Source organism: Roseomonas sp. AR75, assembly GCF_005222815.1.
GTDB lineage: Bacteria > Pseudomonadota > Alphaproteobacteria > Acetobacterales > Acetobacteraceae > Falsiroseomonas.
Genome location: NZ_STGB01000006.1, coordinates 219,900 through 243,944 on the forward strand (window position 1 = coordinate 219,900; position 24,045 = coordinate 243,944).

The window sequence follows — 24,045 nt, forward strand, 5'->3', positions numbered from 1 at the left end:
GCGCATCCGGTGATGGGCGGGGAGGGGCAGCATGCGGCTGCTGGTTCTGGGGGCGGGGGCGCTCGGCGGCTATTTCGGCGGGCGTGCGCTGGAGCGGGGCCTGGAGGTGGTGTTCCTGGTGCGGCCGCGCCGCGCCGCGCAACTGGCGCGCGACGGGCTGCGCGTGGAGAGCCCGCTCGGCGACATCAGGCGCGCCGTGCAGACGGCGGAACGCGCAGGGCCGGGCTTCGACGCGGTGTTGCTCTCCTGCAAGGCCTATGACCTGGAGGACGCCATCGCCGCGATCCGCCCGGCGGTGGAGGCCGGCGCCTGCGTGCTGCCGGTGCTGAACGGGCTGGCCCATATGGACACGCTGAACGACGCCTTCGGCCCGGCCCAGATCTGGGGCGGGCTGGCGAAGTGCCAGGCGACGCTGGCCGCCGACGGCGTGGTGAAGCATCTCGGCGACTGGCGCTGGCTGACCTTCGGCGAACAGGATGGCCGCATGGATGGCCGCGCCGCGGCGCTGGCCGAAGCGCTCGGCAAGTCCAAGGGGCTGGAGGCCGAGGCCGTGCCGGACATCCAGCGGCGCATGTGGGAGAAGCTGGTGCATCTCGGCACCGTCGCGGCCGGCACGGTGCTGATGCGGGCCAATGTGGGCGAGATCGTTCGCGCGGGGGGGCGGGACTTCCTGCTGGCGCTGCTGGAGCGGAACGCGGCCATCGCGGCGGCGCATGGGCATGCGATGACGCCGGCCTTCCTGGACAGCTACCGCGCGTTGTTCTCCGACCCCGCCAGCGCCTACACCGCCTCGATGCTGCGCGACCTGGAGGCGGGCGGGCGGACGGAAGCCGAGCACATCCTCGGTTACCTCGCCGAGGCGGCGCGCCGCGCGGGGGTGGAGGACACGCTGCACGCGATGGCGCTGCTGCATGCCCGGGCCTACGACCAGCGCCGCCAGGCCGGGCGGCTGGCCTGATCCGGCCGTTCCCCCTATGGTCCCGGCGGCAAGGACCAGGGTTTGACCATGCGTGACCAGCGACAGACCGGCTACACGCCCGTGCTGCTGCCCGGCGTGACGCCGGAGGAGACGATCACGGTGCAGGAGCGGAAGGTGGGCTGCGACGGCGGCGGCGGTGCGCTCGGCCATCCGCTGGTCTATCTGCGCATCGTGGACCAGCAGGTGACCTGCCCCTATTGCTCCCGCACCTTTGTGCTGGCCGAGGGCGCAGGTGACGAGCACGGACACTAGCCCCGCCGCAGGCGGGACGGAGACGGCGCCGGAGGCCGGTGCGAACGGCAACGGCAATGGCCTTGGCCCGGTCGCGCCGGGGCAGAAGCGCCTGATCCTGGTGGATGGCTCGGGCTACATCTTCCGCGCCTTCCACGCCCTGCCGCCGATGACGCGGCCCGATGGCGTGCATGTGAACGCCGTCTACGGCTTCACCCAGATGCTGGCGCAATTCCTGTCGAAGCATGCCGCGAGCCATATCGCCGTGGTGTTCGACAGCGCGCGCCTGACCTTCCGCAACGACATCTACCCCGACTACAAGGCGCACCGGCCGGAGCCGCCGCCCGAGCTGATCCCGCAATTCGAGCTGATCCGCGAGGCGACCGAGGCGCTGGGCGTCTGCAAGGTGGAACAGCCGGGCTACGAGGCGGACGACATGATCGCCGCCTATGCCAAGGCCTTCGTGGCCGAAGGCGGCAGCGTCTCCATCGTGTCTTCCGACAAGGATTTGATGCAGCTGATCGGTCCCGGCGTGGAGATGCTCGACCCGATCAAGCAGAAGCCGATCCGCGAGCCGGAAGTGCTGGAGAAATTCGGCGTGACGCCGGACAAGGTGGTGGAGGTGCAGGCGCTGGCCGGCGACAGCACCGACAACGTGCCGGGCGTGCCCGGCATTGGCGTGAAGACCGCGGCGCAGCTCATCACGGAGTATGGCGACCTCGAGACGCTGCTGGCCAATGCCGAGAAGATCAAGCAGCCGAAGCGGCGCGAGGCGTTGATCGCCAATGCCGAGAAGGCGCGCATCAGCCGCCGCTTGGTGCAGCTCGACGCTGACGCGCCGATGCCCATCGCGGTCGAGAAGATGGTCGCCCGCGCGCCGCAGGCGGCGACGCTCGAAAAATTCCTGCGCGAGAATGGCTTCCGCAGCCTGCTCGCGCGGCTCGGCTTCGGCGACGGCGCGGGCACGGCGCGCGCGGTGCGCCACGCCGTCGCGGCCCCCGCCGCCCCCGCCGCCGCGCCGCAGGAGGCGCCCTTCGGGTCGTACGAGACGGTCACGACGATGGCGGCGCTGGAAGGCTGGATCGCCGCCGCGCGCACCGCCGGGGTCATCGGCTTCGACACCGAGACGGACGGGCTGAACTGCCTGCGCTGCAGCCTGGTCGGGCTTTCGCTCGCTGTTGCGCCGGGCAAGGCCTGCTACGTGCCGCTCGCGCACGAAGGCAGCGGCGACCTGATGGGCGAAGCGCGGCCGGATCAGCTGGACGCCGCGCAGGCGCTGGCCGCGCTGAAGCCGCTGCTGGAGGATCCTGCCGTCCTCAAGGTGCTGCACAACGCGAAATACGATTTGGAAGTGCTGTGCCGCGCGGAGAATGGCGGCATCGCCGTCTCCCCCGTGGATGACACGATGCTGATCTCCTACTCCATGGATGCCGGGCGCTGGGGCCAGGGCATGGACGAGCTGTCGCGCCAGCATCTCGGCCACCAGCCCGTCACCTTCGACAGCGTCACCGGCACCGGCCGCAACCGCATCCCCTTCAGCAAGGTGCCGCTCGACAAGGCGACCGCCTATGCCGCCGAGGATGCGGACGTCACGTTGCGGCTGTGGCTGCTGCTGCGCCCGCGCCTGCGGGAGGCGAAGGCGCTGGCGCTCTATGAGCAGGTGGAGCGCCGCATGGTGCCGGTACTGCGCGACATGGAGCTGCGCGGCATCAAGATCGACGCCGCCGAGCTCGCCCGCATCGGCGAGGATTTTTCCGGCAAGCTCGCGCAGTACGAGAAGCAGTTGCACGAGCTCGCCGGCCGCCCCTTCAATGTCGGCTCGCCGAAGCAACTCGGCGAGATCCTGTTCGACGAGATGAAGCTGCCGGGCGGGCGGCGCAGCAAGCTGACCGGCGCCTGGAGCACCGATGCCTCGGTGCTGGAGGAACTGGCCGCCAAGGGCGTGCAGATCGCCGAGGTCGCGATGTCGCACCGGCAGATCCAGAAGCTGAAATCCACCTATGTCGAGGCGCTGGCCCAGGCCGCGGATGCGCAGGGTCGCATCCACACCGACTACGCGATGGCCGTCACCACCACCGGCCGCCTCTCCTCCAACGATCCGAATCTGCAGAACATCCCGATCCGGACCGAGGAAGGTGCCCGCATCCGCGGCGCCTTCGTCGCCGATCCCGGGCATGTGCTGCTGTCGGCCGACTACAGCCAGATCGAGCTGCGAATCCTCGCGCATGTCGCGGACGTGCCGAGCTTGAAGCAGGCCTTCGCGCGCGGGGAGGACATCCATTCGCGCACCGCCGCCGACATCTTCCGGCTCGACCCCGCGCAGGTGGACAAGGAAGCCAGGCGACGGGCCAAGACGATCAATTTCGGCCTGATCTACGGCATGTCCGCCTTCGGCCTCGCGGCGCGGCTCGGCATTCCGCCGGGCGAGGCGCGCGCGATCATCGACGCCTATTTCGGCCAGTATCCCGGCGTGCGCGACGCGATGGAGCGCATCAAGGAGGACGCCCGCACCCGCGGCTACGTCCAGACCCCGTTCGGCCGGAAGATCTGGATTGCCGATATCGGCGCGAAGGACCCCGCCCGCCGAGCCGGCGCGGAGCGTGCGGCGATCAACGCGCCCTTCCAGGGCGGCGCGGCCGAGATCATCAAGCGCGCCATGGTGCGCGTGCCGCATGCGCTGCGCGATGCGGGCCTGCATGCGCGCATGCTGCTGCAGGTGCATGACGAACTCGTCTTCGAGGTGCCGGAAGCCGAGGTGGAGGCGACTGCCGCCCTGGTGCGGCGCGTGATGGAGGAGGCGGCGACGCTCTCCGTGCCGCTCTCGGTCGAAGTGGGGCATGGCCGCTCCTGGGCGGAGGCGCATTGAGCATCGCCACGGCGCCGCCGGAGGCCGCCGCAAGCTGGACGCCGGCCGAGCGCCGCCTGCTCGGCGCGGTCTCCGCCGCGCATGCGCAGAGCCATATCCACATGCTGGTCTTCCCGCCGCTGTTCCCGCTGCTGCGGGACCAGCTGGGCGTCGGCTTCCTGGAGCTTGGCCTCGTGGTCACCGTGTTCAGCGTGGTCTCCGCTCTGACCCAGGCGCCCGTGGGATTCATGGTGGACCGCCTCGGGCCGCGGCGGGTGCTGACGGCGGGGCTCGTCACCGGCGGCATTGCCTTCACCAGCTTCGCGCTGTTCGGCGGCTATGGCTGGATGATCCTGGCGGGCGCGATCGCGGGCCTGGCGAATGCCACCTTCCATCCTGCCGACTACGCGCTGCTGAATGGCGGCATCGGCGGCGCGCGCATGGGGCGCGCCTTCTCGCTGCACACCTTCGCCGGCTATGCCGGTGGCGCGGCGGCGCCGATGCTGATGCTGGGCCTGGCCGCGGCCTTCGGCGTGCAGGGCGCGGTGCTGGGCGCGGGGCTGATGGCCTTCGCCGCGGCGGCGATCGTCTGGCTGGCCTGTCCGCGCGACGTGAAGCCCGCGCGCGCAAGGCCGGGCGAGGGCAAGCCTGCCCGCGTGCTGTCGCCGGCGATCCTTGGCCTGACCGTTTTCTTCGTGCTGATCGCGCTGTCCATCGGCGGCACCAATGGCTTCGCGGTGGCGGCGCTGGTGGCAGGGCATGGCCTGTCGCTGACGATGGCGAGTGCGGCGCTGACGGCGCTGCTCGTCGGCAGTGCGACGGGCGTGCTGCTGGGCGGGCGGCTCGCCGACCGGTCGAGCCGGCACGGGCTGGTGGCCGCGGCGGGCTTCGCGGGTGCGGCGGTGGCGACGCTGGCCGTGGCGCTGCTGCCGTTGCCGGGCGTGCTGATCGTGGTGCTGCTCGGTGCCTCCGGCATCCTCAGCGGGCTCTGCATGCCGTCCCGCGACATGATGGTCCGCGCCGCCGCGCCGCCAGGCCAGGCGGGCGCCACCTTCGGCATCGTCTCCACCGGCTTCAACATCGGCGGGATGATCGCGCCGATCCTGTTCGGCTGGCTGATGGATGCGGGGCAGCCGAACGCGGTGTTCCTTCTGGGCGCCGTGTTCATGGTGATCACCGCGCTGGCGGCCGCGCTTCCGGAACTGCGGCGGCGGTAGGCTACGCGTCCAGCGCGTGCGCCTTCAGGTGGTCCAGGGCGACCACGGCCAGCGCCGCGACATGGGTGGCTTCCAGCAGCACGGGCGGCGCGACATTCGCCAGCCGCGCTTCCTCCCACCGCGCGGCACAGAGGCACCAGCGGTCACCTGGCTTGAGGCCGGCGAAGCCGTATTCCGGCATCGGCGTGGAGAGGTCGTTGCCGCGCGCCCGGCTGAAGTCCAGGAACTCGGCTGTCACCTGCGCGCAGACCACATGCAGGCCGAGGTCATGCGGCCCGGTGTTGCAGCAGCCGTCGCGGAAGAAGCCGGTCAGCGGCACGACCGAGCAGGGCAGCAGGGTGCCGCCGAGCACATTCTTCGCCGGCGCCGGGCCTTCGCCGCGTCCGCCGCGGCGCTGCGTGTCATCGAGGGGCATGTCAGGCCTCGATCAGCCCGAGGTGGCGCTTCACCTGCTCCATGTCGCCGCCGATGCGGTCAACGCGGCGCGACAGGCTGGCATATTGCGATTCGAGGATGCCCAGCCGCTCCTTGACCTCGGCGAGGTCAGCGCGGATCTCGCCCTGCTCCGCGCGAATGGCGCGGAGCAGCTCCAGAATCAGATCGGCGCGGCTGTCGCTCATGGCCGGAAGATAGGCGCGGCGGTCTCGCCGCGCCAGAAGCTTCGGCTCACGCCGCCGCGCGGATCGCGGCGGCCTTCACATCCTCGCCGACGGCGCCGGCGAAGCTCTCGAAGTTCGCCTCGAACAGGCTCACCAGGTGCTTCGCCTGCTTGTCATAGGCGTCCTTGTCCGCCCAGCTGTCGCGCGGGTTCAGCACGTTCGCGGGGATGCCCGGCACGGACTTCGGCATCATCAGGCCGAAGAAGGGATCGCGCACGAATTCCACCTGCGCCAGCGAGCCATCGAGCGCGGCGCGCAGCAGCGCGCGCGTGTGCTGGATGCTCATCCGCTTGCCGGTGCCATAGGCGCCGCCGGTCCAGCCGGTGTTCACCAGCCAGACCTGCGCGTTGTCCTGCTTGATGCGCTGCTCCAGCATCCGGCCGTACACCTCCGGATGGCGCGGCAGGAAGGGGGCGCCGAAGCAGGTGGAGAAGGTCGCCTGCGGCTCCTTGCCCAGACCCTTCTCGGTGCCCGCCACGCGCGCGGTGTAGCCCGACAGGAAGTGGTACATCGCCTGCGCCGGCGTCAGCTTCGCGATCGGCGGCAGCACGCCGAAGGCGTCGGCGGTCAGCATCACCACGTTCTTCGGCTTGCCCGCCATCCCGCCGGCGACGGTGTTGGGGATGAACTCGATCGGATAGCAGGACCGCGTATTCTCGGTCAGGCCGTTGTCGTCGAGGTCGAGGCTGCCGTAGTCGTCGCCCACCACATTCTCCAGCACCGCGCCGAAGCGATGGGTGGCGTCCCAGATCTGCGGCTCGGCCTCGCGCGAAAGCTTGATGACCTTGGCGTAGCAGCCGCCTTCGAAGTTGAAGATGCCCGCGTCCGACCAGCCATGCTCGTCATCGCCGATCAGCGCGCGCTCGGGGTCGCTGCTGAGCGTGGTCTTGCCGGTGCCGGACAGACCGAAGAACAGCGCGGAATCGCCGGCCTTGCCGACATTGGCGCTGCAATGCATCGGCAGCACGCCACGATCCGGCAGGATCCAGTTCATCACCGTGAAGATCGACTTCTTGATCTCGCCGGCATAGCTGGTGCCGGCGATGCAGATGGTGCGCGCGGCGAAGCTCAGCGCGATGCAGGTGCCGGTGCGGCAGCCGATCTCGGCCGGGTCGGCCTCGAATTCCGGCGCGTGCAGGATCACGTAGTCCGGCTTGAAGGAGGCCAGTTCCTCCCGCGCGGGGCGGATGAACATGTTGCGCGCGAACAGCGCGTGCCAGGCATTGGTCGTGACCAGGCGCACGCGGATGCGATGCGCGGGATCGGCGCCGGCGTAGAGATCCTGGGTGAAGAGCTCCGGCTTCTGGCCGAGCCAATCGCGCACCTGGCTGGTGAACTTCGCGAAATTGGCCGGTGGCATCGGCCGGTTCACCTTGCCCCACCAGACCGCGTCATGCACCTCCGGGTCGTCCACCACGAACTTGTCCTGCACCGAGCGTCCGGTGTGCTGCCCCGTGACCGCCATGAAGGCACCATCCGCGGAAAGCCGGCCTTCGCCCCGGCGCAGCGCATGGGCGTAGAGCCCGTTGGCAGTCAGATTGGCGTGAATATCCGCCGGGCCGGCGACGCCGGTCCCCGCGAGCGCTGCATCAGCGGACGTCATCAAGTGCCTCCACAGGGATGCGCGGACCGGGCGGGCGGGCGTCGAGCCGGTATCACCGCGCAATATCCACCCTTTGATGGGTGACTGCGGCGAAATTACGCCAGCTAAGCGATTGTGACAACGCGAACCGGCTGGTTACTCGCCTGACAAGCGCTTGTTCAGGGTGCTTCGCGCATCGCGGGTGGCGCGCACCAGTTCCACACGTGCGCCATTCGCGTCCTCGATCGGCGCGGACCAGCACAGGCGCAGCACGCGCTGCTCCAGTGCCAGGTCGCAACCATCGCTGTCCACCGCCGTCATCCGCCATGCGCCGGCCTCGCCGCCCAGCAGACCTTGCGCGATCGCGGCCACCGCATCGGCGTGGTCGGCGTTCATGTGCTCCAGGATGCCGGACTCGGCCTCCGACACCGCTGCCACGGCCTCCGGCTTCGGCAGCAGGTCGGACAGCTTCAGCCGCGTGGCGCGGGCGAAGCCGCCGACCAGCAGCGCCCCGCCCGGCTTGACCCGCCACAGCGCGAAATCGCCGAAATCGGCGTAGAGCGCCGCATAGGGATGCCGGGCGAGCCAGCGCGCCTTCAGCGCCGGCGCCTCGGCCTCCGGCACCGGCTCCGCCAGGCCGCTCAGCGTGACGCGGGGCGCGGTCTGCGGGTTCGGCCCCTCCGGCGCGCCGGTGAACAGCAAGGCGCAGCGCGGCTCCGTGCGCAGGTGCCGCGTATGTTCCGAAAGGCTCGACAGCAGCATCAGGGGCGAGAGATCCGGCGCGGTGGCCGGCGTGACCAGGCTGGCGAAGGGCTGCCCTTCCGCGCTGGTGGCGAGCGTCGCGGAAATCGCGCCGCGGATCAGCCGCCGCGCCTCGAAGCCAAGCCCTTCCGTCGCCATATCGTATCCCGCTGCCCGACCCGTCTTTGCCACAATCCGGCGCCAGATTGCGCACCGAGCATCGCCGCGGCGCGGCCATCCGTCGCCCCGCACATGCCCCAGGAGCATAGACCGTGCCCCCCACCATCGCGCTCGTGGACGACGACCGCAACATCCTCACCTCCGTCTCCATGACGCTGGAGCAGGAGGGTTTCCAGGTCCGCACCTACACCGACGGCGAATCCGCGCTGCAAGGCCTGCTGGCGCGCCCGGCCGACCTCGCCGTGCTGGACATCAAGATGCCGCGGATGGACGGGATGGAACTGCTGCAGCGCCTGCGCCAGCGCAGCCAGCTTCCGGTCATCTTCCTCACCAGCAAGGATGACGAGCTGGACGAGCTGATGGGCCTTCGCCTCGGCGCCGACGACTACATCACCAAGCCCTTCAGCCAGCGCCTGCTGCTGGAGCGTATCCGGGCCCTGTTGCGGCGGAACGAGGCCAGCCGCGCCGAAGGCAGCGGCACGCCGGCCGGCGGCATCATCGCCCGCGGCGACCTGGTGCTGGACGAGACCAAGCACACCTGCCTGTGGAAGGGCCAGCAGGTGCAGCTGACCGTCACCGAATTCCTGCTGGTGAAGGCGCTGGCCGTCCGCCCCGGCATGGTGAAGAACCGCGACCAGCTGATCGACGCCGCCTATGGCGAGAACATCTACGTGGACGACCGCACCATCGACAGCCACGTCAAGCGCGTGCGCAAGAAGTTCCGCCAGGTGGACAACGACTTCGCGCAGATCGAGACGCTGTACGGCCTGGGATACCGCTACAAGGAGGCGTGATCCCGGCCCTTCTGGCCGGGGCACCGATCCGCTAGCCTTGAGACGGAACGGATACGGGCCCGGATGCCGGACGCAAGCGGCGCGCCGCTGACGACTACGCGAAGCAAGGCCCGGCAGCGCCGCTGGCTCTCGCCGCTGCTGCGCCGCATCCTGCTGCTGAACGCGCTGCCGCCCGCGCTGCTGGCGGCGGCGCTGCTCTATCTCGACCAGTACCAGAACGGCCTGCTTGCGGCCGAGGTCGAGGCGCTGCGCACCCAGGCCCGCATCTATGCCGGCGCGATCGCCGAAGCCGCCACCCGCACCCGCGACGACCGCACCGTCCTCGTCCCCGAAGCCGCGCGCCCGTTGCTGCGCCGCCTGGTCGAGCCCTCGCCCAACACCCAGGCGCGGCTGTTCGACACCACCGGCCTGCTGGTTGCCGACAGCCGCGTGCGCGAGGGGCCGGGCGGCGCGATCACGACCGAGCCGCTCTCCCCACCGGAACCGCGCGGCGCCTTCGCCGGCACGGTGGGTGGCCTCTATGATCGCATCCTGTCCTTCCTGCCGATGCGCGGCTCGCCCGAAACTGTCACGGTGGATGTGAATCCGGACGCGCCCTCCTTCGACTGGCAGCCGGAATTCGGCGGTACGGGCAGCGCCCAGACCAGCAGCGACCGGCGGGAGGAGCTGCGCCTGGCGCTGGAAGGCGGCGTGCGCCCCTATATCCGCCGCACCGCGGAAGGCCGCCTGCTCGTCTCGGTCGCCGAGCCCGCGCGCCGTGGCGCAACTTCGGTCGGCATCGTGCTGCTGACCCGCGAGGCGCGCGAGGTCGATGCGCGCCTGCTGGAGATCCGCGTCTCCGTCCTCGCGCTGTTCGGCCTGGCGCTGGTGCTGACGGTCCTCGCCTCCTTCTACCTGGCGCGCACCCTCGCCACGCCGATCCTGCAGCTGGCGGAATCCGCGGCCGCCATGCGCGAAGGGGAAGGCCGCGCCGGCAGCGTTCCCGCCGCCGTGCTGGCGCGGAACGACGAGATCGGCGTGCTCGCACGCGACCTGCAGGACGCCGCCCGCGCGTTGTGGGCCCGCATCGACGCCAATGAGCGCTTCGCCGCCGATGTCGCGCACGAACTGCGCAACCCGCTCACCTCCGTCCGCTCTGCCATCGAGACGCTGCGCCGGATCGAGGACCCGCCGAAGCAGCGCCGGCTGCTGCAGATCATTTCCGACGACGCGGTTCGCATGGACCGGCTGATCAACGACATCGCCGACAGTTCCAAGGTGGATGCCGAACTCTCCCGCACCGTCGCGCAGCCGGTGGACGTGGCGCCCATCCTCGGCGCGCTCGGCGAACTCCACGCCGCCACGCGCGACGACGACGACCCGATCGTGGAGATCGAGACACCCGAACGCCTGATCGTGCGCGGCGTGGAGGGGCGCCTCGTGCAGGTGTTCCGCAACCTCATCGGCAACGCGGTGTCCTTCAGCCCGCAGGACGGCCATGTCTGGGTGCGCGCGCGGCCGGTCGGGGCCTTCGTCGAGGTCACCGTGGAGGACGAAGGCCCCGGCATCCCCGAAGCCAAGCTGGAAAGCATCTTCGACCGCTTCTACAGCGAACGCCCCACGGGGGAACGCTTCGGCCAACACTCCGGCCTCGGCCTGTCCATCTCCCGCCAGATCGTCGAAGGCCTGCGCGGCCGCATCGCCGCCGAGAACCGCCGCGACGCCGAAGGCCGCATACGAGGCGCGCGGTTCATCGTGCGACTGCCGGCGGCATAAGGGCGCGCGCGTTCGGGGATGGTCTCTCGGGGAGGACGCTGTCCTCCCCGAACCCCTCCTGCCAAGGGCCTGTGGGCCCTTGGAACCCATGCTTTCATGGTTGAGAGAGGGAGGGGGATGGAGGGCGCGATGGGCCAAGCGGCGGCGTTGGCCCCCTCCCTCTCTCAACCATTGAAGGGAGGTCCAGGAACCTCAGGTTCCTGGCAGGGAGGGTCCGGGAGGGACAGCGTCCCTCCCGGGAGCCGCGCCGAGCGTGTGTGCCCCTACGCCGCCGCGGCCGTCACGCGTGACCCGGCGTTCTCGTTCGCGGCTTTCACCAGCGCGGCGCGGTAGCGGTCGCGGCGCCATTGGAGGAAGCGCCAGGCGCCGCGGGCGGCGAGGTCGGAGAGGCGGCCGCGGGGTTCGAGGCCGATGGACTTGAAGATCATGCCCATGCCGCGCTCGATGTGGCGGTAGCGGTAGTGGGCCATGGCGCGGCCCATGTAGCCGGTGATGCAGCGGTCGTGCTCGTAGGGCGTCGCGGGATCTTCGTTGGAGCAGTGGAAGGCGTAGGCGAGCTCGTCGTCCTCACTTTCCCCGATGCGCCCGGCGGCGACCTTCAGCCGCTGCACGAAGGAGAGGTTCTCGCGCGCCAGGTAGCGGCGCATGTGGTCGTAGAACAGCTTGAAGTGCCGGTATTCGTCGGCCGCGATCAGGCGGCAGATCTCCTTCAGCACCGGCTCCTCGGAGGCCTCGCCGAGCGCCGTGTAGTAGGAGGACGTGCCGGTCTCCACCATGCAGCGCGCGATCAGCTCGCCGGTGCGGCTGCCGCGGATGGAGGCGTCGGCCTTGGTGTCGATGGTGTAGCCCGCGCGGTAGCGTGCGAAGGCCGCGGCGAAATCCCAGCCCGGATCGGCCAGGGAGGCCCAGCGGCCGAGCGCATCGCCGTGCTGGTTCTCTTCCACGGCCCAGTGGTTCGCCGCCTGCTGGAAATCGGGGTCATCGTGGAAGACGGAGTTGAGGTAGAGCGCGTAGTCGTCGCCGTTCCGCTCCACCATGGCGGCCGCCTTCACCAGCGGGATCGTCTCCGGGTCCACCTTTGACGGATCGAAGCGGTTCCAGGACACCTGCTCGATGCGCCAGTGCTTCATGGATCCCCCAAAGGCGCGAAAGGCGCCCGCAACCCTATGTTTTGCGAGCGCCTTTCCGATTCAAGCACCCGGCGGACCGGGCGAACAGGCCTGTCAGGCAGCCTGGGCGGCCTGCAGCATGGCGCGGGCGGAGAGCAGGCGCTCCATGGCTGCGTCCTGGCGCTCCGGCGATTCGCCGGCCGCGGCCGCGTAGGAGGCCTCGGCCTCCCGGATGCGGGTTTCGGCCTCGGCGCGGGAGAGCTCGGCCACCGGGGTGGCTTCGTCCGCGAGCACCGTGCAGCGTTCCGGCGTCACCTCGGCGAAGCCGCCGCCGACGAAGAGGCGATCGGTCACCTGACCGTTCTCCGTCACCTGGATCACGCCGCCGCGGAGCGTCACGATCATCGGCGCGTGTCCCGGCAGCACGCCCATCTCACCTTCGGCGGCGGGGATGACAGCCATCTCCACCTGCCGGCTGAGCAGCAGCTTTTCCGGGCTCACCAGTTCAAGCTGGAAGGTCGCCAATCAAACCCCCTTCGTGTTTCAACTCAGGCGGGCGGCGCAGCCGACCGAGGCCGCGAAGGCGGCCCGCCGCAAGTGCGGCGAGCCAAGGCCGCGGATGCGGCCGCCCGGCGCCTGAGGGCACCAAAAAGAAAGCTGAAGTCTGCCGCCGTCAGGCAGCAGCCTTCAGCGACTCGCCCTTCTTCACGGCGTCTTCGATCGTGCCGACCATGTAGAAGGCGGCTTCCGGCAGGTGGTCGTATTCGCCGGAGATGATCGCCGCGAAGCTGCGGATCGTGTCTTCCAGCTTCACGAAGACGCCCGGCGTGCCGGTGAACACCTCGGCGACGTGGAAGGGCTGGCTGAGGAAGCGCTGGATCTTGCGCGCGCGCGCCACGATCAGCTTGTCCTCTTCCGAGAGCTCGTCCATGCCCAGGATCGCGATGATGTCCTGCAGCGACTTGTAGGTCTGCAGGATGCGCTGCGTCTCGCGCGCCACCCGGTAATGCTCCTCGCCCACCACGCGGGGATCGAGCGCGCGGCTGGTCGAGTCGAGCGGGTCCACCGCCGGGAAGATCGCCATCTCCGCGATGGAGCGGCTCAGCACGGTCGTGGCGTCGAGGTGCGCGAAGGAGGTGGCCGGCGCCGGGTCGGTCAGGTCGTCCGCGGGCACGTAGATCGCCTGCACCGAGGTGATCGAGCCCTTCTTGGTGGAGGTGATCCGCTCCTGCAGCGCGCCCATGTCGGTGGCGAGCGTCGGCTGGTAGCCCACCGCGGAGGGGATGCGGCCCAGCAGCGCCGACACTTCCGCGCCGGCCTGGGTGAAGCGGAAGATGTTGTCGATGAAGAACAGCACGTCCTGGCCCTGCTCGTCGCGGAAATACTCCGCCATCGAGAGGCCGGAGAGCGCCACGCGCGCGCGGGCGCCCGGCGGCTCGTTCATCTGGCCATAGACCAGCGCCACCTTGGAGCCGTCGGTGTTGCCCTCGTTCAGCTTGATGACGCCGGCGTCCACCATCTCGTGGTAGAGGTCGTTGCCCTCGCGCGTGCGCTCGCCCACGCCGGCGAAGACGGACACGCCGCCATGCGCCTTCGCGACGTTGTTGATCAGCTCCTGGATGGTGACGGTCTTGCCGACGCCGGCGCCGCCGAACAGGCCGATCTTGCCGCCCTTCAGGTACGGGGCGAGCAGGTCGATCACCTTGATGCCGGTGACCAGGATCTCGGCGCTCGTCGCCTGGTCCTCGAAGGCGGGGGCGTCGCGGTGGATCGTGTAGTGCTTCTCGGCGACCACCGCGCCGCGCTCGTCGATCGGCTCGCCGATGACGTTCACGATGCGGCCGAGCGTGCCGTTGCCGACGGGCACGGCGATGCCCGCGCCGGTGTCGACCACCTCGGAGCCGCGGACCAGGCCGTCCGTGGTGTCCATGGCGATGGTGCGCACGGTGCGCTCGCCCAGGTGCTGCGCAACCTCGAGAACCAGCGTGCGATCCTCGATCTTCACGGTCAGCGCGTTGAGGATGGCGGGCAGGTCGTTCGGGAACTGCACGTCCACGACCGCGCCGAGGACCTGCGTCACCTTGCCAACGTTGTTCTTCATCGGTGCATCTTCCTCGTCAGACGGCCTCGGCCCCGGAGATGATCTCGATCAGCTCCTTGGTGATGTTGGCCTGTCGCGTGCGGTTGTAGTTGAGCGTGAGCTTGTTGATCATCTCGCCGGCGTTGCGCGTGGCGTTATCCATCGCGTTCATCTGGCTGCCGTAGAAGCCGGCATTGTTCTCCAGAAGCGCGCGATAGACCTGGATCGCCAGGTTGCGCGGCAGCAGCGTGGCGAGGATCTCCTCCTCGGCCGGCTCGTATTCGTAGAGCGCCTGCGGCCCGGTGCTGGCGGCTTCCGCCTCCGGCAGCGGCGCCGGGATCAGGCGCTGGGCGGTCGCCACCTGGGTGATCACGCTCTGGAATCGGTTGTAGATGAGCGTGCAGACGTCGAACTCGCCCGCTTCCAGCATCGCGGTGATGCGCTCGGCGACCGTCGCCGCATCCTCGAAGCCGATCCGCTTCTTCCCCATGAAGCTGATCTCGCCGACGATCTGGCGCGGAAATTCGCGCTTGAGATAGCTGGCGCCCTTGCGGCCCACGCTCAGCACCTTGACCGTCTTGCCTTCCGCTTCCAGCGCGCGGATGCGGTTGCGTGCGAAGCGGCCGACATTGGTGTTGAACGGGCCGGCCAGGCCGCGATCCGCGGTGACGACCACCAGCAGATGCACCTGGTCGCGCCCGGTGCCGACCAGCAGGGGCGGCGCGGAAGGCGAGCCGGCAACCGAGGCGCCGAGCGAGGCGAGCATGCGCGCCATGCGCTCGGCATAGGGGCGCGCCTGCTCGGCCTGGCTTTGCGCACGGCGCAGCTTCGCCGCAGCCACCATCTTCATGGCCTGCGTGATCTTGCGCGTGGACTTCACGCTGTTGATCCGGCCCCGGAGAGCCTTCAGGCTGGGCATGGTCCGCTACCTGGCGCCGGGGGTCAGACGAAGGACTTGGCGAAGCCGTCGAGGAAAGCCGTCAGCTTGTCCTCGGTCTCCTTCTTGATCTCGCGGTCGTTGCGGATCGCGGTCAGGATCTCCGGCGCGCGGGCCTTCATCTCCGAGAGCATCTGGCGCTCGAACTCGCCCACCTTGTTGACGGGGATGCGGTCGAGGTAGCCGCGCGTGCCGGCGAAGATCGCCGCCACCTGCTCCTCGACCGGCACGGGCGCGTATTGCGGCTGCTTCAGCAGCTCGGTCAGGCGCGCGCCGCGGGCGAGCAGTGCCTGCGTCGTCGCATCGAGGTCGGAGGCGAACTGCGCGAAGGCCGCCATCTCGCGGTACTGCGCCAGCTCCAGCTTGATCTTGCCGGCGACCTGCTTCATCGCCTTGATCTGCGCCGCCGAGCCCACGCGGGACACGCTGAGACCGACATTCACCGCGGGGCGGATGCCCTTGAAGAACAGTTCCGTCTCCAGGAAGATCTGCCCGTCCGTGATCGAGATCACGTTGGTCGGGATGTAGGCGGAGACGTCGCCGGCCTGCGTCTCGATGACCGGCAGCGCCGTCAGCGAGCCCGCGCCGAAATCGTCGTTCATCTTCGCCGCACGCTCAAGCAGGCGGGAGTGCAGGTAGAACACGTCGCCCGGATAGGCCTCGCGGCCCGGCGGGCGGCGCAGCAGCAGCGACATCTGGCGATAGGCCACGGCCTGCTTGGACAGGTCGTCGTAGAAGATCACCGCGTGCATGCCGTTGTCGCGGAAGTATTCGCCCATCGTGCAGCCGGTGTAGGGCGCGATGTACTGCATCGGTGCCGGGTCGGACGCGGTGGCGGCGACGACGATCGAGTACTCGAGCGCGCCGTTCTCCTCCAGCGTCTTGACCAGCTGGGCGACGGTGGAGCGCTTCTGCCCGATCGCGACGTAGATCGTGTAGAGCTTCTTGCTCTCGTCGCCGCTGGCGTTGACGCCCTTCTGGTTGATGATGGTGTCCAGGATCACGGCCGTCTTGCCGGTCTGGCGGTCGCCGATGATCAGCTCGCGCTGGCCGCGCCCGATCGGGATCAGCGCGTCGATCGCCTTGATGCCGGTCTGCATCGGCTCATGCACGGACTTGCGCGGGATGATGCCCGGCGCCTTCACCTCGACGCGGCGGCGCTCGGCGCCCTGGATCGGGCCCTTGCCGTCGATCGGGTTGCCGAGGCCGTCCACCACGCGCCCGAGCAGGCCCTTGCCCACGGGCACGTCCACGATCTCGCCGGTGCGGCTGACCGTGTCGCCTTCCTTGACGCCCTTGTCGTCGCCGAAGATCACGACGCCGACATTGTCGGTCTCGAGGTTCAGCGCCATGCCCTTGATGCCGGCGCCAGGAAATTCCACCAGCTCGCCGGCCATCACGTTCTGCAGGCCATAGACGCGGGCGATGCCGTCGCCGACCGTCAGCACCGTGCCGACCTCGGCCACGTTCGCCTCGGAGTCGAAGCCCTGGATCTGCTGCTTCAGGATCTCCGAGATCTCGGCAGGACGGATATCCATGTCAGGCAGCCCCCTTCATCGCGTACTGCAGTCGCTGCAGCTTTGACTTGATCGAGTTGTCGTAGAGGCGTGAGCCGATGCGGACGACGAGACCCCCCAGAAGCGAGGGGTCCACGTTCTCCTTCAACTGCACGCCGGAGAAGCCTGCTTCCGTCAGCCGCGCCACGATCTGGGCGCGCTGCGTGTCGGACAGCGGATGAGCGGTGTTCACATGCGCGATCTGCTGGCCGCGCCGTTCCGACAGCAGCGCCCCGAAGGAGGCGGCCACGGCAGGAAGCTGGTCGAGCCTGCGGTTCATGATCAGCACGCCGAGCAGGTTGCGCACCTCCGTGCCGATGCCCGCCTTCTCCAGGATGGCGAAGGCACCGCGGCGCTGCGCGCCGGAATCGAGGCGCGGATCGGCGACGAAGGCGCGGAAGCCCGCATCCTCGCGCCACACGGCGTAGAGCCGGTCGAGGTCGCCCCCGATGCGGTCCGCGGCGCCTGCCTCCTTCTGGCGGAGGTCGTCGACCACGCCGAGCAGGGCGAGCGCGTAGCGCTCCGCCACGCCGGTCGGATTCGGGGCCTGTACGGAGGCCGAGACGATGTCTGTGGAAGCGGAGGCCAAGGCGGTCCCGGTCCTGTGTCTTGGGCGGCACGCCGGCTTCGGCGCGGCCGATGGAGGCGCGCCAGGGGAAGGCCTAGGCAACCCCCCGGCAGCGGCGGCGCGGCCTTAACACGGGCTCTTGTGCACGGCAATATGTGCGGGACGCCGCGAGCGCCGGCGAGCCATGCGCGGCGGCGCTTCAGCGGCTGCCGATCAGCACCAGCACCACGCCGGCCACCACCACCAGGGCGCCGGCCATCTCCGCGGGCTTGGCCTTCTCCTTCAGGTAGAAGCGGCTGAAGGCCAGGGTGAACAGGATCTCCACCTGCCCCACCGCGCGCACCAGCGCCACCGGCGCCAGGGCGAAGGCGGAGAACCAGCAGGCCGAGCCGAAGGCCGAGAGCGCCCCCACCTGGGCGGAACTGCGCCAGCTTGCCAGGATCGCCCGCATCGAACCCGGCTCCCGCCAGGCCACCCAGGCGCCCTGCATCAGGGTCTGCAGCATGTTGGTGACCACCAGGATGGTCAGCGCCTTGTGGATGAGGTCGCCCGCCGGCATGGACTGGTTCGCCCAGCGGATCAGCACCGCGGTGAAGGCGAAGCCGAAGCCCGCCCCGATGCCGCAGAGCGCCGCGGGCTGGGTGATGCCGCGCAGCAACGCCGCCGGCGCCGTGCCCCGCCCGGCCAGCGAGAGATACAGTACCCCGCCGACGCCCACCGCGATGCCGAGCCAGGAGAGCGGGGCGAGGTTCTCGCCCATCAGCACCAGGCCCATGAGCGCGGCCTGCATGGCCTCGGTCTTGGAATAGGCCGTGCCGACGGCGAAGTTGCGGTAGCCGAAGGCCATGATCAGCAGGTTGGTGCCGAGGATTTGGCCGAAGCCGCCGAGCGCGCAGAGCAGGACGACGAAAGCTGTCATGCCCGGCACCGGCGCACCGCTCACCAGGCTGTAGAGCAGCAGCAGCGCCAGCCCGAAGGGCACGCCGTAGAGGTAACGCACCAGCCCCGCCGCGTTCACGGAAAGCTCGCCGCGCAGCCTCTGCTGCAGGGCGGTGCGCCAGCACTGGAACAGCGCGGCGGCAAGCGTAAACGGGATCCAGGGGGCCATCCGCTACCGTCTACTCCCTCCCCCGCTCGCGGGGGGTTCGATGCGCAGCATCGGACGCCGAAGTTGCGGCGACCCGACGCCGCTTACGCAGGCTGGTCGGGGTGGGGGCGGCGCGCCCTCTCAATCGGATGGCATCACCCCAGGCGCGGATCCAGCCAGGGGCGGTCCATGCGCTTCCAGGGCGCATGCGGTCCCGGGCCGAGCCGGATGCCGAGGCCGGGCGCCTGCGGCAGCGGCGCGGCCCCCTGGGCGAAGCGGAGGCTCTCGCCCTCGACCATGTCGAAGAAGGCCTCGGTCTCGCCGAACTGCACTTCCAGCAGCACGAAGTTCGGGATGACGGCGCAGAGATGCACCGAATGCGCGTGGCAGATGGGGCCGGTCGGGTTGTGCGGCCCGATCTCCACGCCCGCGGTCTGGGCCAGGGCGGCGATGCGGCGGATCTCCTCGATGCCGCCGGCATGCTTGGCATCCGGCATCAGTACGTCGTAGCAGCCGGCCTCGATCACCGGCCGATAGGCCGCCAGGCCCGCCAGCGATTCGGCGCCGGCCAGCCGCATGCCGCGGTCATTCGCCATGCCGCGCAGACGCACGATCTCGGCCCGGTTGGCCTCCGCAACCGGACATTCCAGCCAGAACAGGCGGAATTCCGCCACGTCGCGGACCAGCCCCGCCGCGCCGCCGGGGGAGAAGCGCCAATGCGCGTCCACCATCACCTCGATGCCCGGCCCCACCGCCGCGCGCACCGCGGCGATGCGCGCCAGACCCTCGGCATAGGCGGCGCGGTTCGTCTCGGTGAAGCCGTCCTCCCAGACCATCGGGTCGAAGGGGGCGAGCTTCACCGCGCCGAAGCCCTGCTCCACCGCGCGACGCGCGGCGGCGGCGAAGCCCTCCGGGCTGCGCGGGTTCGCGCCGCGGTTGATGTTGGCATAGAGCCGCACCGGATCGCGCAGCGCGCCGCCGAGGAACAGGTGCAGCGGCTGCCCCACGCGCTGCGCCGCCAGGTCGCACAGCGCCTGCTCGAAGGCCGAAACCACCGTCGCCGCGACGAGGCCGCCCTGAGCATGCGGAATCAGCCGCGCCAGGCGGTTGCGATGGCGTGCGTCCTCGCCGGCGACGTTGGCGGCAAGCCGCGTCGCCTCGGCCTCCAGCAGCGGCTCGTTGTTCGCCAGCGTGCATTCGCCGAGGCCGGTCAGCCCGTCCTCGGTGCTGACTTCCAGGAAGCACCAGTTGGTCTTCGGCGTGACGTTGATGCCGCGGAAGGCAAGGCTCCGGATGCGTGACACGGGGCTGCTACTCGACCTTGATGTTGGCGCGCTGCGCCAGGTCGCGCCATTTGGCGATGTCGCTGCGCACACGCGCCGCCAGCACATCCGGCGTGCTGGTGACCACCTGGCCGCCGATCAGCTTCACCTTGTCCGCGACTTCCGGCAGGCGGCCGATGCGCTGCAGTTCGGGCACCAGCCGGTCCACGATGGGCTGCGGCAGGCCCTTCGGGCCGAACAGCCCGTTCCATGCGATGGTCTCGAAGCCGGGCAGGCCGCTTTCGTTCAGGGTCGGCACGTTGGGCAGGTCGGGCCAGCGCTGCATGCTGGTCACCGCCAGCAGCTTCACCTCGCCGCGCGCGACGAAGGGATAGATGTTCACCAGGTTCGCGATCAGGAAGGGCGCGTCGCCGGTGATGACCGCCTGGCCGAACTGCGAGGCGCCGCGATAGGGGATGTGCTCCATCTGCACGCCGGCCATCTGCTTGAACAGTTCGGCCGAGAGATGCGCCGAGGAGCCGACCCCGCCACTGCCGTAGTTGTAGTGGTTGGGCGGCTTCGCCTTGATCGCCGCGATCAGCTCCGCGACGGTGTTCACCGGGAAGATGCGCGGATTGACCACCAGGGCATTCGGCCCCGTGACCAGCAGCGAGATCGGCGTGAAGTCGGTCTCCAGGTTGTATGGCAGGTCGCGGTAGATCGCGGCATTGATCCCGTTCGATCCGGCATTGCCGATCAGCAGCGTGGTGCCGTCGGGCGCGGACCGGAACACGTTCTCCACGCCGACGCGGCCGCCGGCGCCGGGCCGGTTCTCGACCACGAAGGACTGGCCGAAGGCGCGGTCCAGATGCGGGGCGAAGAGGCGGATGGTGGTGTCGTTGCCGCCGCCCGGCGCGCCCGGTTCGACGATCCGCACGGGGCGCGTCGGCCAGGACTGGGCACGGGCGAGGCCGGGCGCGGCGAGCAGGCTCGATGCGGCGAGCAAGGTGCGGCGGTGCATGGGCGTTGGTCCTCCGGGTTGTTCTTGCTGTCTGGCGGGTTTCCCCCACCCTGGCCCTCCCCCGCAAGGGCAGGGGAGGGAAGCGGTGCGATCAGCGGCGGATGCGGCCCCAGCCGGGATCCTCCGCCACCATGGCGCGCAGGCCGGAGCGGTCGAGCATCTGCTCCGATTCGCGGATCGCCGCCGCGTTGATGGCGGCGGGGTCGAGGTGCGCGGCCACCGCCTCCCGTAACAGCACGCGCCCGCCGACCACCACGTCGCGCACGTCATGGCCGTTGGCGAAATAGACCACGCGCGCCACCGGCATGTTCGCGGGCACCATGTGCGGGCCGGTGAGGTCCACGGTGATCACATCGGCCAGCTTGCCGACCTCCAGGCTGCCCAGCGTGTCGTCCAGGCCCATGCCCTTCGCGGCGTCGATCGTCACCATCTCCAGCGCCTTGCCCGGCGGGATCATCGTCTCGTCGCGGAAGGCGCGCTGGTGGTAGCGGATGCACTGGAACATGTGGCGGAACATGTCGCCCGAGCGATCCGGCGCGGTCGCGTCGGAGCCGATCATCACGGTGACGCCCGCCTCCATCAGCTTCGGCGCCGGGCAGTAGCCACGCACGGCGGCGATGGCCGACGGGTTGTGGACCACGCTCGCCCCCTTGCTGGCGAGGGTATCGATATCGGCGTCCGTCAGATCCGTGCAGTGGCTGTGCCAGGAATCCGGGCCGATCAGGCCGAACATGCGGTCCGCCATCTCGATGGAGCCGTTGCGGTGCCCGTCCTGGTGGAACCAGGCGCCGCGCTTGCGGCCGGCTTCGCGCACCAGATGTCCCTGGCGTTCGATCTCCTTCACCTTGGCCGGGTCGTGCTTGGCTTCGCGATACACCGGCATCAGCACGGCGACGCGGACATTCCCCTTGCCGTGCCAACGCTCCACGCCCGCGGTGATCGTGTCGAGCTGCTGCTCGAAGGAGACGGGGTGCTCGACGCCGTCCGGTCCGACATAGGGACGCGGGAAGGGCGGGCGTGTGGGGCCAAGCACCAGGACGGAGCGGATGCCCACCTCCTCCGTCGCCTGCGCATGCGCGTCGGTGAAGGCCGGATCATCCACGCGCCCGATGGAATCGCCGCCGCCGAGCAGCGAGACGCCGGTCGTCACGCCGAAGCGCAGGCGTTCATAGGCCGCAAGCTGCGCCTCCGCGCGCCAGAAGCTGGGCGGGGAGGCGAGGGTGTAGATGATGCGGCAGGCTTCCGACCAGGCGGCGCCGTCATTGTTGCCCATGGTCTTGACCAGCCCGTGGCCGGCATGGGCGTGGCCGTCGATGAGCCCGGGCAGGATCGCCTTGCCGCGCGCCTCGATCACCTGCTGCGCGCCAGGATGCGCGGACTCGACCTCGGCGGTCGGGCCGACGGCCAGGATCTTCCCATCCTTGATGGCGACCGCACCGTCCGCGATGACGCGGCGCTGCGGGTCCATGGTGATGACGGTGCCGCCACGGAGGAGGAGGTCGATCATATCGCGATGTCTCTCGGCGCTGCTTCTTTCCCTCGCCCCCCGGCAGGGGGAGAGGGTCGCAAAGGCTCGGCGCGCAGCGCCTAGCCGGAGCGGGTGAGCGGGGGTGCGCGACGCGCTGGAAGCGATGTGCCGACCAGCTTCGCGACCCCCTCACCCAGCCCTCTCCCCCTTCCAGGGGGAGAGGGTTCTTTCTGGAGCGGGAGAGGGCGCTCTCAATCCACCTTCACCAGCCACAGGCGCAGCCGGTTGTCCGGCGCCTGGCGCAGGTCGATGCCGCGCCGCGACGCCCAGGCGATGGGCTGCTGGAACAGCGGCACATGCGCGATTTCGGCGCGCTCGATCGCCAGCGCCTCGCGGATGAAGCGCTGGCGGCTCTGCTCGTCCGGCGCCTCGGCGGCCTGCGCCACCAGCGCGTCGAAGGCGGCGTTGGACCAGCGGCCGTAGTTCAGCCCGCCGGTGGTCGGCGAGTTGGTGCGCAGCACCTCGTTGAGCGTGGAATAGCTGTCCGCCAGCGGCAGGCCGGCATGGCCGAGCATGAACATCGAGAAGTCGCGGTTCGCGGTGCGCCGCGACCACACCGCGGTCGGCTCGCTCTGCAACTGCAGGCGGATCCCGACGCGCGCCAGCATGCCCGCGATGGCCTGGCAGGTGCGCTCGTCATTCACGTAGCGGTCGTTCGGGCAGACGATGCCGACGGTGAAGCCGTTCGGGTAACCCGCCTCGGCCAGCAGGCGCTTCGACATCTCCGGATCGAAGGGCAGGCGCGCATTGAGGTCCTGCGGCGCGCCGGCCAGGAAGGGGGAGACCATCATGCCCGCCGGCCACGCCTTGCCGCGCATCACGCCGCGCACCAGGGCGTCCACGTCGATGGCGCGGTAGATCGCCTCCCGCACGCGGCGGTCCTTCAGCGGGTTGCGGCCCTGCACGTCGCTGTAGAGAAGCTGGTCGCGCTCATGGTCGAAGCCGAGATAGATGGTGCGCAGCTCCGGCCCCTCGATCACCTGCACGCGCGGGTCCTGCATCAGGCGCGGAATGTCCTGCAGCGGGATCTCCACCGCGGCGTCGATCCCGCCCGAGAGCAGCGTCGCGGTGCGCGTCGCCGCCGAGCGGATCGGCTGGAAGGTGACGCGGGTCAGGTTGTGCTGCGGCGTGTCCCACCAGCGCGCATGCGGCTCCAGCACGGTGCGCTCGTCCGGGCGGCGGTCCACGATGCGGAAGGGGCCGGTGCCGTTCGCCGCGCGCGTCGCGCCGGATTCCTGCTGCTGCGCCAGGTTGGCCGGGTTCTCGGCGTTGTTCGCGCGGCTCCAGCCCTCGTCCATCATGTAGAACTGCGTGATGGATGCCAGCAGGATCGGGAAGGGACGATGCGTCTCGATCTCGATCGTGTGGCTGTCGATCTTGCGCACTTCCTTGATCTGGCCGAGCAGGCCGCGCGCCATGGACCCCGGCGCATTCACGCGCCGCCAGGTGAACAGCACGTCGTCCGCGTCGAAGCTCTCGCCATTGTGGAAGACCACGCCCTGGCGCAGCTTGAACCGCCAGACCGTGGGGCTGGTGCGTTCCCAGCTTTCGGCCAGCACCGGCTCGATCTCGATCCTGTCGTTGTGGCGCACCAGCGCCTCATAGACATTGCCGAGGAAGCTGTTGGTGAAGGTGTTGTTGGAAGAGTGCGGATCGAGCGTCAGCACATCCGCATTGTAGGCCCAGGTGAAGGGCTTGGCGGCGGCGGGCTGCGCCAAGACGGCGCCCACGGCAAGCAGGGCGCCGAACGCCCACGGTCGGAGTGCATGCCGCATCCGTCTTGTCTCCCTGTTCGGCAACAAGCCGAAAGCCTCCGACGCGGCGGGTGCGGCGTCAACTGGCCGAGCGGCCGAAATCCCGGCGAGCGTGGCGCGGTGGCGCGATGGGATCCCGGCAGGTCGTCATCGTCCCGTT

General features: G+C 69.9%; 21 protein-coding genes. 6 read left to right on the forward strand and 15 right to left on the reverse strand.

The features are described from left to right. Positions 1 to 31: 31 nt before the first annotated feature. From E4T13_RS25610 to E4T13_RS25625, 4 genes are read left to right on the forward strand one after another with little or no spacing between them, the layout of a single operon-like run. Positions 32 to 958, forward strand: coding sequence for a 2-dehydropantoate 2-reductase (locus E4T13_RS25610; protein WP_137181196.1), 927 nt, complete (start codon positions 32 to 34; stop codon positions 956 to 958). Between the two features lie 48 nt (positions 959 to 1,006). Then, on the forward strand, positions 1,007 to 1,231 hold the full coding sequence (locus tag E4T13_RS25615; RefSeq protein WP_137181197.1) for a zinc-finger domain-containing protein: 225 nt from the start codon (positions 1,007 to 1,009) through the stop codon (positions 1,229 to 1,231). Continuing rightward, positions 1,212 to 4,076, forward strand: a complete 2,865-nt coding sequence (polA, locus tag E4T13_RS25620) for a DNA polymerase I (RefSeq protein WP_408906400.1) — start codon at positions 1,212 to 1,214, stop codon at positions 4,074 to 4,076. The genes E4T13_RS25615 and polA overlap by 20 nt, the downstream gene beginning before the upstream one ends. Beyond that, positions 4,073 to 5,272 carry an MFS transporter gene (locus E4T13_RS25625; protein WP_206030310.1) on the forward strand — a complete coding sequence of 400 codons (1,200 nt, stop codon included), beginning with the start codon at positions 4,073 to 4,075 and terminating at the stop codon, positions 5,270 to 5,272. The genes polA and E4T13_RS25625 overlap by 4 nt, the downstream gene beginning before the upstream one ends. A 1-nt stretch (position 5,273) precedes the next feature. On the opposite strand, the gene E4T13_RS25630 is transcribed toward E4T13_RS25625, so the two are convergent. From E4T13_RS25630 to E4T13_RS25645, 4 genes are all read right to left on the reverse strand, one after another. Next, positions 5,274 to 5,687: a DUF2237 family protein gene (locus E4T13_RS25630; protein WP_137181199.1), complete on the reverse strand. Its 414-nt coding sequence runs from the start codon at positions 5,685 to 5,687 to the stop codon at positions 5,274 to 5,276. A gap of 1 nt (position 5,688) precedes the next feature. Beyond that, complete coding sequence (locus tag E4T13_RS25635) at positions 5,689 to 5,892, reverse strand: hypothetical protein (RefSeq protein WP_137181200.1); 204 nt, start codon at positions 5,890 to 5,892, stop codon at positions 5,689 to 5,691. A 46-nt stretch (positions 5,893 to 5,938) separates the two neighbouring features. Next, positions 5,939 to 7,534, reverse strand: coding sequence for a phosphoenolpyruvate carboxykinase (locus E4T13_RS25640; RefSeq protein ID WP_137181201.1), 1,596 nt, complete (start codon positions 7,532 to 7,534; stop codon positions 5,939 to 5,941). Between the two features lie 135 nt (positions 7,535 to 7,669). Then, a complete protein-coding gene (locus E4T13_RS25645; protein WP_137181202.1) occupies positions 7,670 to 8,413 on the reverse strand; it encodes a HugZ family protein in 744 nt (247 codons plus the stop codon). 113 nt (positions 8,414 to 8,526) lie between these two features. Between E4T13_RS25645 and E4T13_RS25650 the strand changes: the two genes are divergently transcribed. Both E4T13_RS25650 and E4T13_RS25655 read left to right on the forward strand, forming a co-directional pair. Then, positions 8,527 to 9,228 carry a response regulator transcription factor gene (locus E4T13_RS25650; protein ID WP_137181203.1) on the forward strand — a complete coding sequence of 234 codons (702 nt, stop codon included), beginning with the start codon at positions 8,527 to 8,529 and terminating at the stop codon, positions 9,226 to 9,228. 63 nt (positions 9,229 to 9,291) lie between these two features. Beyond that, on the forward strand, positions 9,292 to 10,983 hold the full coding sequence (locus E4T13_RS25655) for a stimulus-sensing domain-containing protein (protein ID WP_137181204.1): 1,692 nt from the start codon (positions 9,292 to 9,294) through the stop codon (positions 10,981 to 10,983). 263 nt (positions 10,984 to 11,246) lie between these two features. Here the strand turns inward: E4T13_RS25655 and E4T13_RS25660 are convergent, their stop codons facing one another. The 11 genes from E4T13_RS25660 to E4T13_RS25710 form a co-directional block, all read right to left on the reverse strand. After that, the gene (locus tag E4T13_RS25660) at positions 11,247 to 12,113 is read right to left on the reverse strand and encodes an acyl-ACP desaturase (RefSeq protein WP_137181205.1); all 867 of its coding nucleotides are present in this window, start codon (positions 12,111 to 12,113) and stop codon (positions 11,247 to 11,249) included. 93 nt (positions 12,114 to 12,206) lie between these two features. Then, entirely contained in the window at positions 12,207 to 12,617 is a 411-nt protein-coding gene (locus E4T13_RS25665; RefSeq protein ID WP_137181206.1) for a F0F1 ATP synthase subunit epsilon, read from the reverse strand. Between the two features lie 148 nt (positions 12,618 to 12,765). Next, positions 12,766 to 14,193, reverse strand: coding sequence for a F0F1 ATP synthase subunit beta (gene atpD / locus E4T13_RS25670; protein WP_137181207.1), 1,428 nt, complete (start codon positions 14,191 to 14,193; stop codon positions 12,766 to 12,768). Between the two features lie 16 nt (positions 14,194 to 14,209). Beyond that, a complete protein-coding gene (locus E4T13_RS25675) occupies positions 14,210 to 15,091 on the reverse strand; it encodes a F0F1 ATP synthase subunit gamma (protein WP_137181208.1) in 882 nt (293 codons plus the stop codon). A 23-nt stretch (positions 15,092 to 15,114) separates the two neighbouring features. After that, positions 15,115 to 16,647: a F0F1 ATP synthase subunit alpha gene (atpA, locus tag E4T13_RS25680; protein WP_137181209.1), complete on the reverse strand. Its 1,533-nt coding sequence runs from the start codon at positions 16,645 to 16,647 to the stop codon at positions 15,115 to 15,117. A gap of 1 nt (position 16,648) precedes the next feature. After that, on the reverse strand, positions 16,649 to 17,254 hold the full coding sequence (gene atpH, locus E4T13_RS25685) for an ATP synthase F1 subunit delta (RefSeq protein ID WP_137181210.1): 606 nt from the start codon (positions 17,252 to 17,254) through the stop codon (positions 16,649 to 16,651). Between the two features lie 178 nt (positions 17,255 to 17,432). Next, the gene (locus tag E4T13_RS25690) at positions 17,433 to 18,341 is read right to left on the reverse strand and encodes an EamA family transporter (RefSeq protein ID WP_137181211.1); all 909 of its coding nucleotides are present in this window, start codon (positions 18,339 to 18,341) and stop codon (positions 17,433 to 17,435) included. Positions 18,342 to 18,475: 134 nt separating this feature from the next. Then, positions 18,476 to 19,624, reverse strand: a complete 1,149-nt coding sequence (locus E4T13_RS25695) for a mandelate racemase/muconate lactonizing enzyme family protein (RefSeq protein ID WP_170985251.1) — start codon at positions 19,622 to 19,624, stop codon at positions 18,476 to 18,478. A 7-nt stretch (positions 19,625 to 19,631) separates the two neighbouring features. Then, positions 19,632 to 20,603, reverse strand: a complete 972-nt coding sequence (locus E4T13_RS25700; RefSeq protein ID WP_137181213.1) for a tripartite tricarboxylate transporter substrate binding protein — start codon at positions 20,601 to 20,603, stop codon at positions 19,632 to 19,634. Between the two features lie 91 nt (positions 20,604 to 20,694). Further along, on the reverse strand, positions 20,695 to 22,110 hold the full coding sequence (locus E4T13_RS25705; RefSeq protein WP_137181214.1) for an amidohydrolase family protein: 1,416 nt from the start codon (positions 22,108 to 22,110) through the stop codon (positions 20,695 to 20,697). A 212-nt stretch (positions 22,111 to 22,322) separates the two neighbouring features. After that, positions 22,323 to 23,906 carry an ABC transporter substrate-binding protein gene (locus tag E4T13_RS25710; RefSeq protein WP_137181215.1) on the reverse strand — a complete coding sequence of 528 codons (1,584 nt, stop codon included), beginning with the start codon at positions 23,904 to 23,906 and terminating at the stop codon, positions 22,323 to 22,325. Positions 23,907 to 24,045 lie beyond the last annotated feature (139 nt).

Coding starts and splice junctions, on each gene's coding strand:
- E4T13_RS25610 (WP_137181196.1), top strand. CDS start 32: ATGCGGCTGCTGGTTCTGGGGGCGGGGGCGCTCGGCGGCTATTTCGGC.
- E4T13_RS25615 (WP_137181197.1), top strand. CDS start 1,007: ATGCGTGACCAGCGACAGACCGGCTACACGCCCGTGCTGCTGCCCGGC.
- E4T13_RS25630 (WP_137181199.1), bottom strand. CDS start 5,687: ATGCCCCTCGATGACACGCAGCGCCGCGGCGGACGCGGCGAAGGCCCG.
- E4T13_RS25635 (WP_137181200.1), bottom strand. CDS start 5,892: ATGAGCGACAGCCGCGCCGATCTGATTCTGGAGCTGCTCCGCGCCATT.
- E4T13_RS25640 (WP_137181201.1), bottom strand. CDS start 7,534: ATGACGTCCGCTGATGCAGCGCTCGCGGGGACCGGCGTCGCCGGCCCG.
- E4T13_RS25645 (WP_137181202.1), bottom strand. CDS start 8,413: ATGGCGACGGAAGGGCTTGGCTTCGAGGCGCGGCGGCTGATCCGCGGC.
- E4T13_RS25655 (WP_137181204.1), top strand. CDS start 9,292: ATGCCGGACGCAAGCGGCGCGCCGCTGACGACTACGCGAAGCAAGGCC.
- E4T13_RS25660 (WP_137181205.1), bottom strand. CDS start 12,113: ATGAAGCACTGGCGCATCGAGCAGGTGTCCTGGAACCGCTTCGATCCG.
- atpD (WP_137181207.1), bottom strand. CDS start 14,193: ATGAAGAACAACGTTGGCAAGGTGACGCAGGTCCTCGGCGCGGTCGTG.
- E4T13_RS25675 (WP_137181208.1), bottom strand. CDS start 15,091: ATGCCCAGCCTGAAGGCTCTCCGGGGCCGGATCAACAGCGTGAAGTCC.
- atpA (WP_137181209.1), bottom strand. CDS start 16,647: ATGGATATCCGTCCTGCCGAGATCTCGGAGATCCTGAAGCAGCAGATC.
- E4T13_RS25690 (WP_137181211.1), bottom strand. CDS start 18,341: ATGGCCCCCTGGATCCCGTTTACGCTTGCCGCCGCGCTGTTCCAGTGC.
- E4T13_RS25700 (WP_137181213.1), bottom strand. CDS start 20,603: ATGCACCGCCGCACCTTGCTCGCCGCATCGAGCCTGCTCGCCGCGCCC.
- E4T13_RS25705 (WP_137181214.1), bottom strand. CDS start 22,110: ATGATCGACCTCCTCCTCCGTGGCGGCACCGTCATCACCATGGACCCG.
- E4T13_RS25710 (WP_137181215.1), bottom strand. CDS start 23,906: ATGCGGCATGCACTCCGACCGTGGGCGTTCGGCGCCCTGCTTGCCGTG.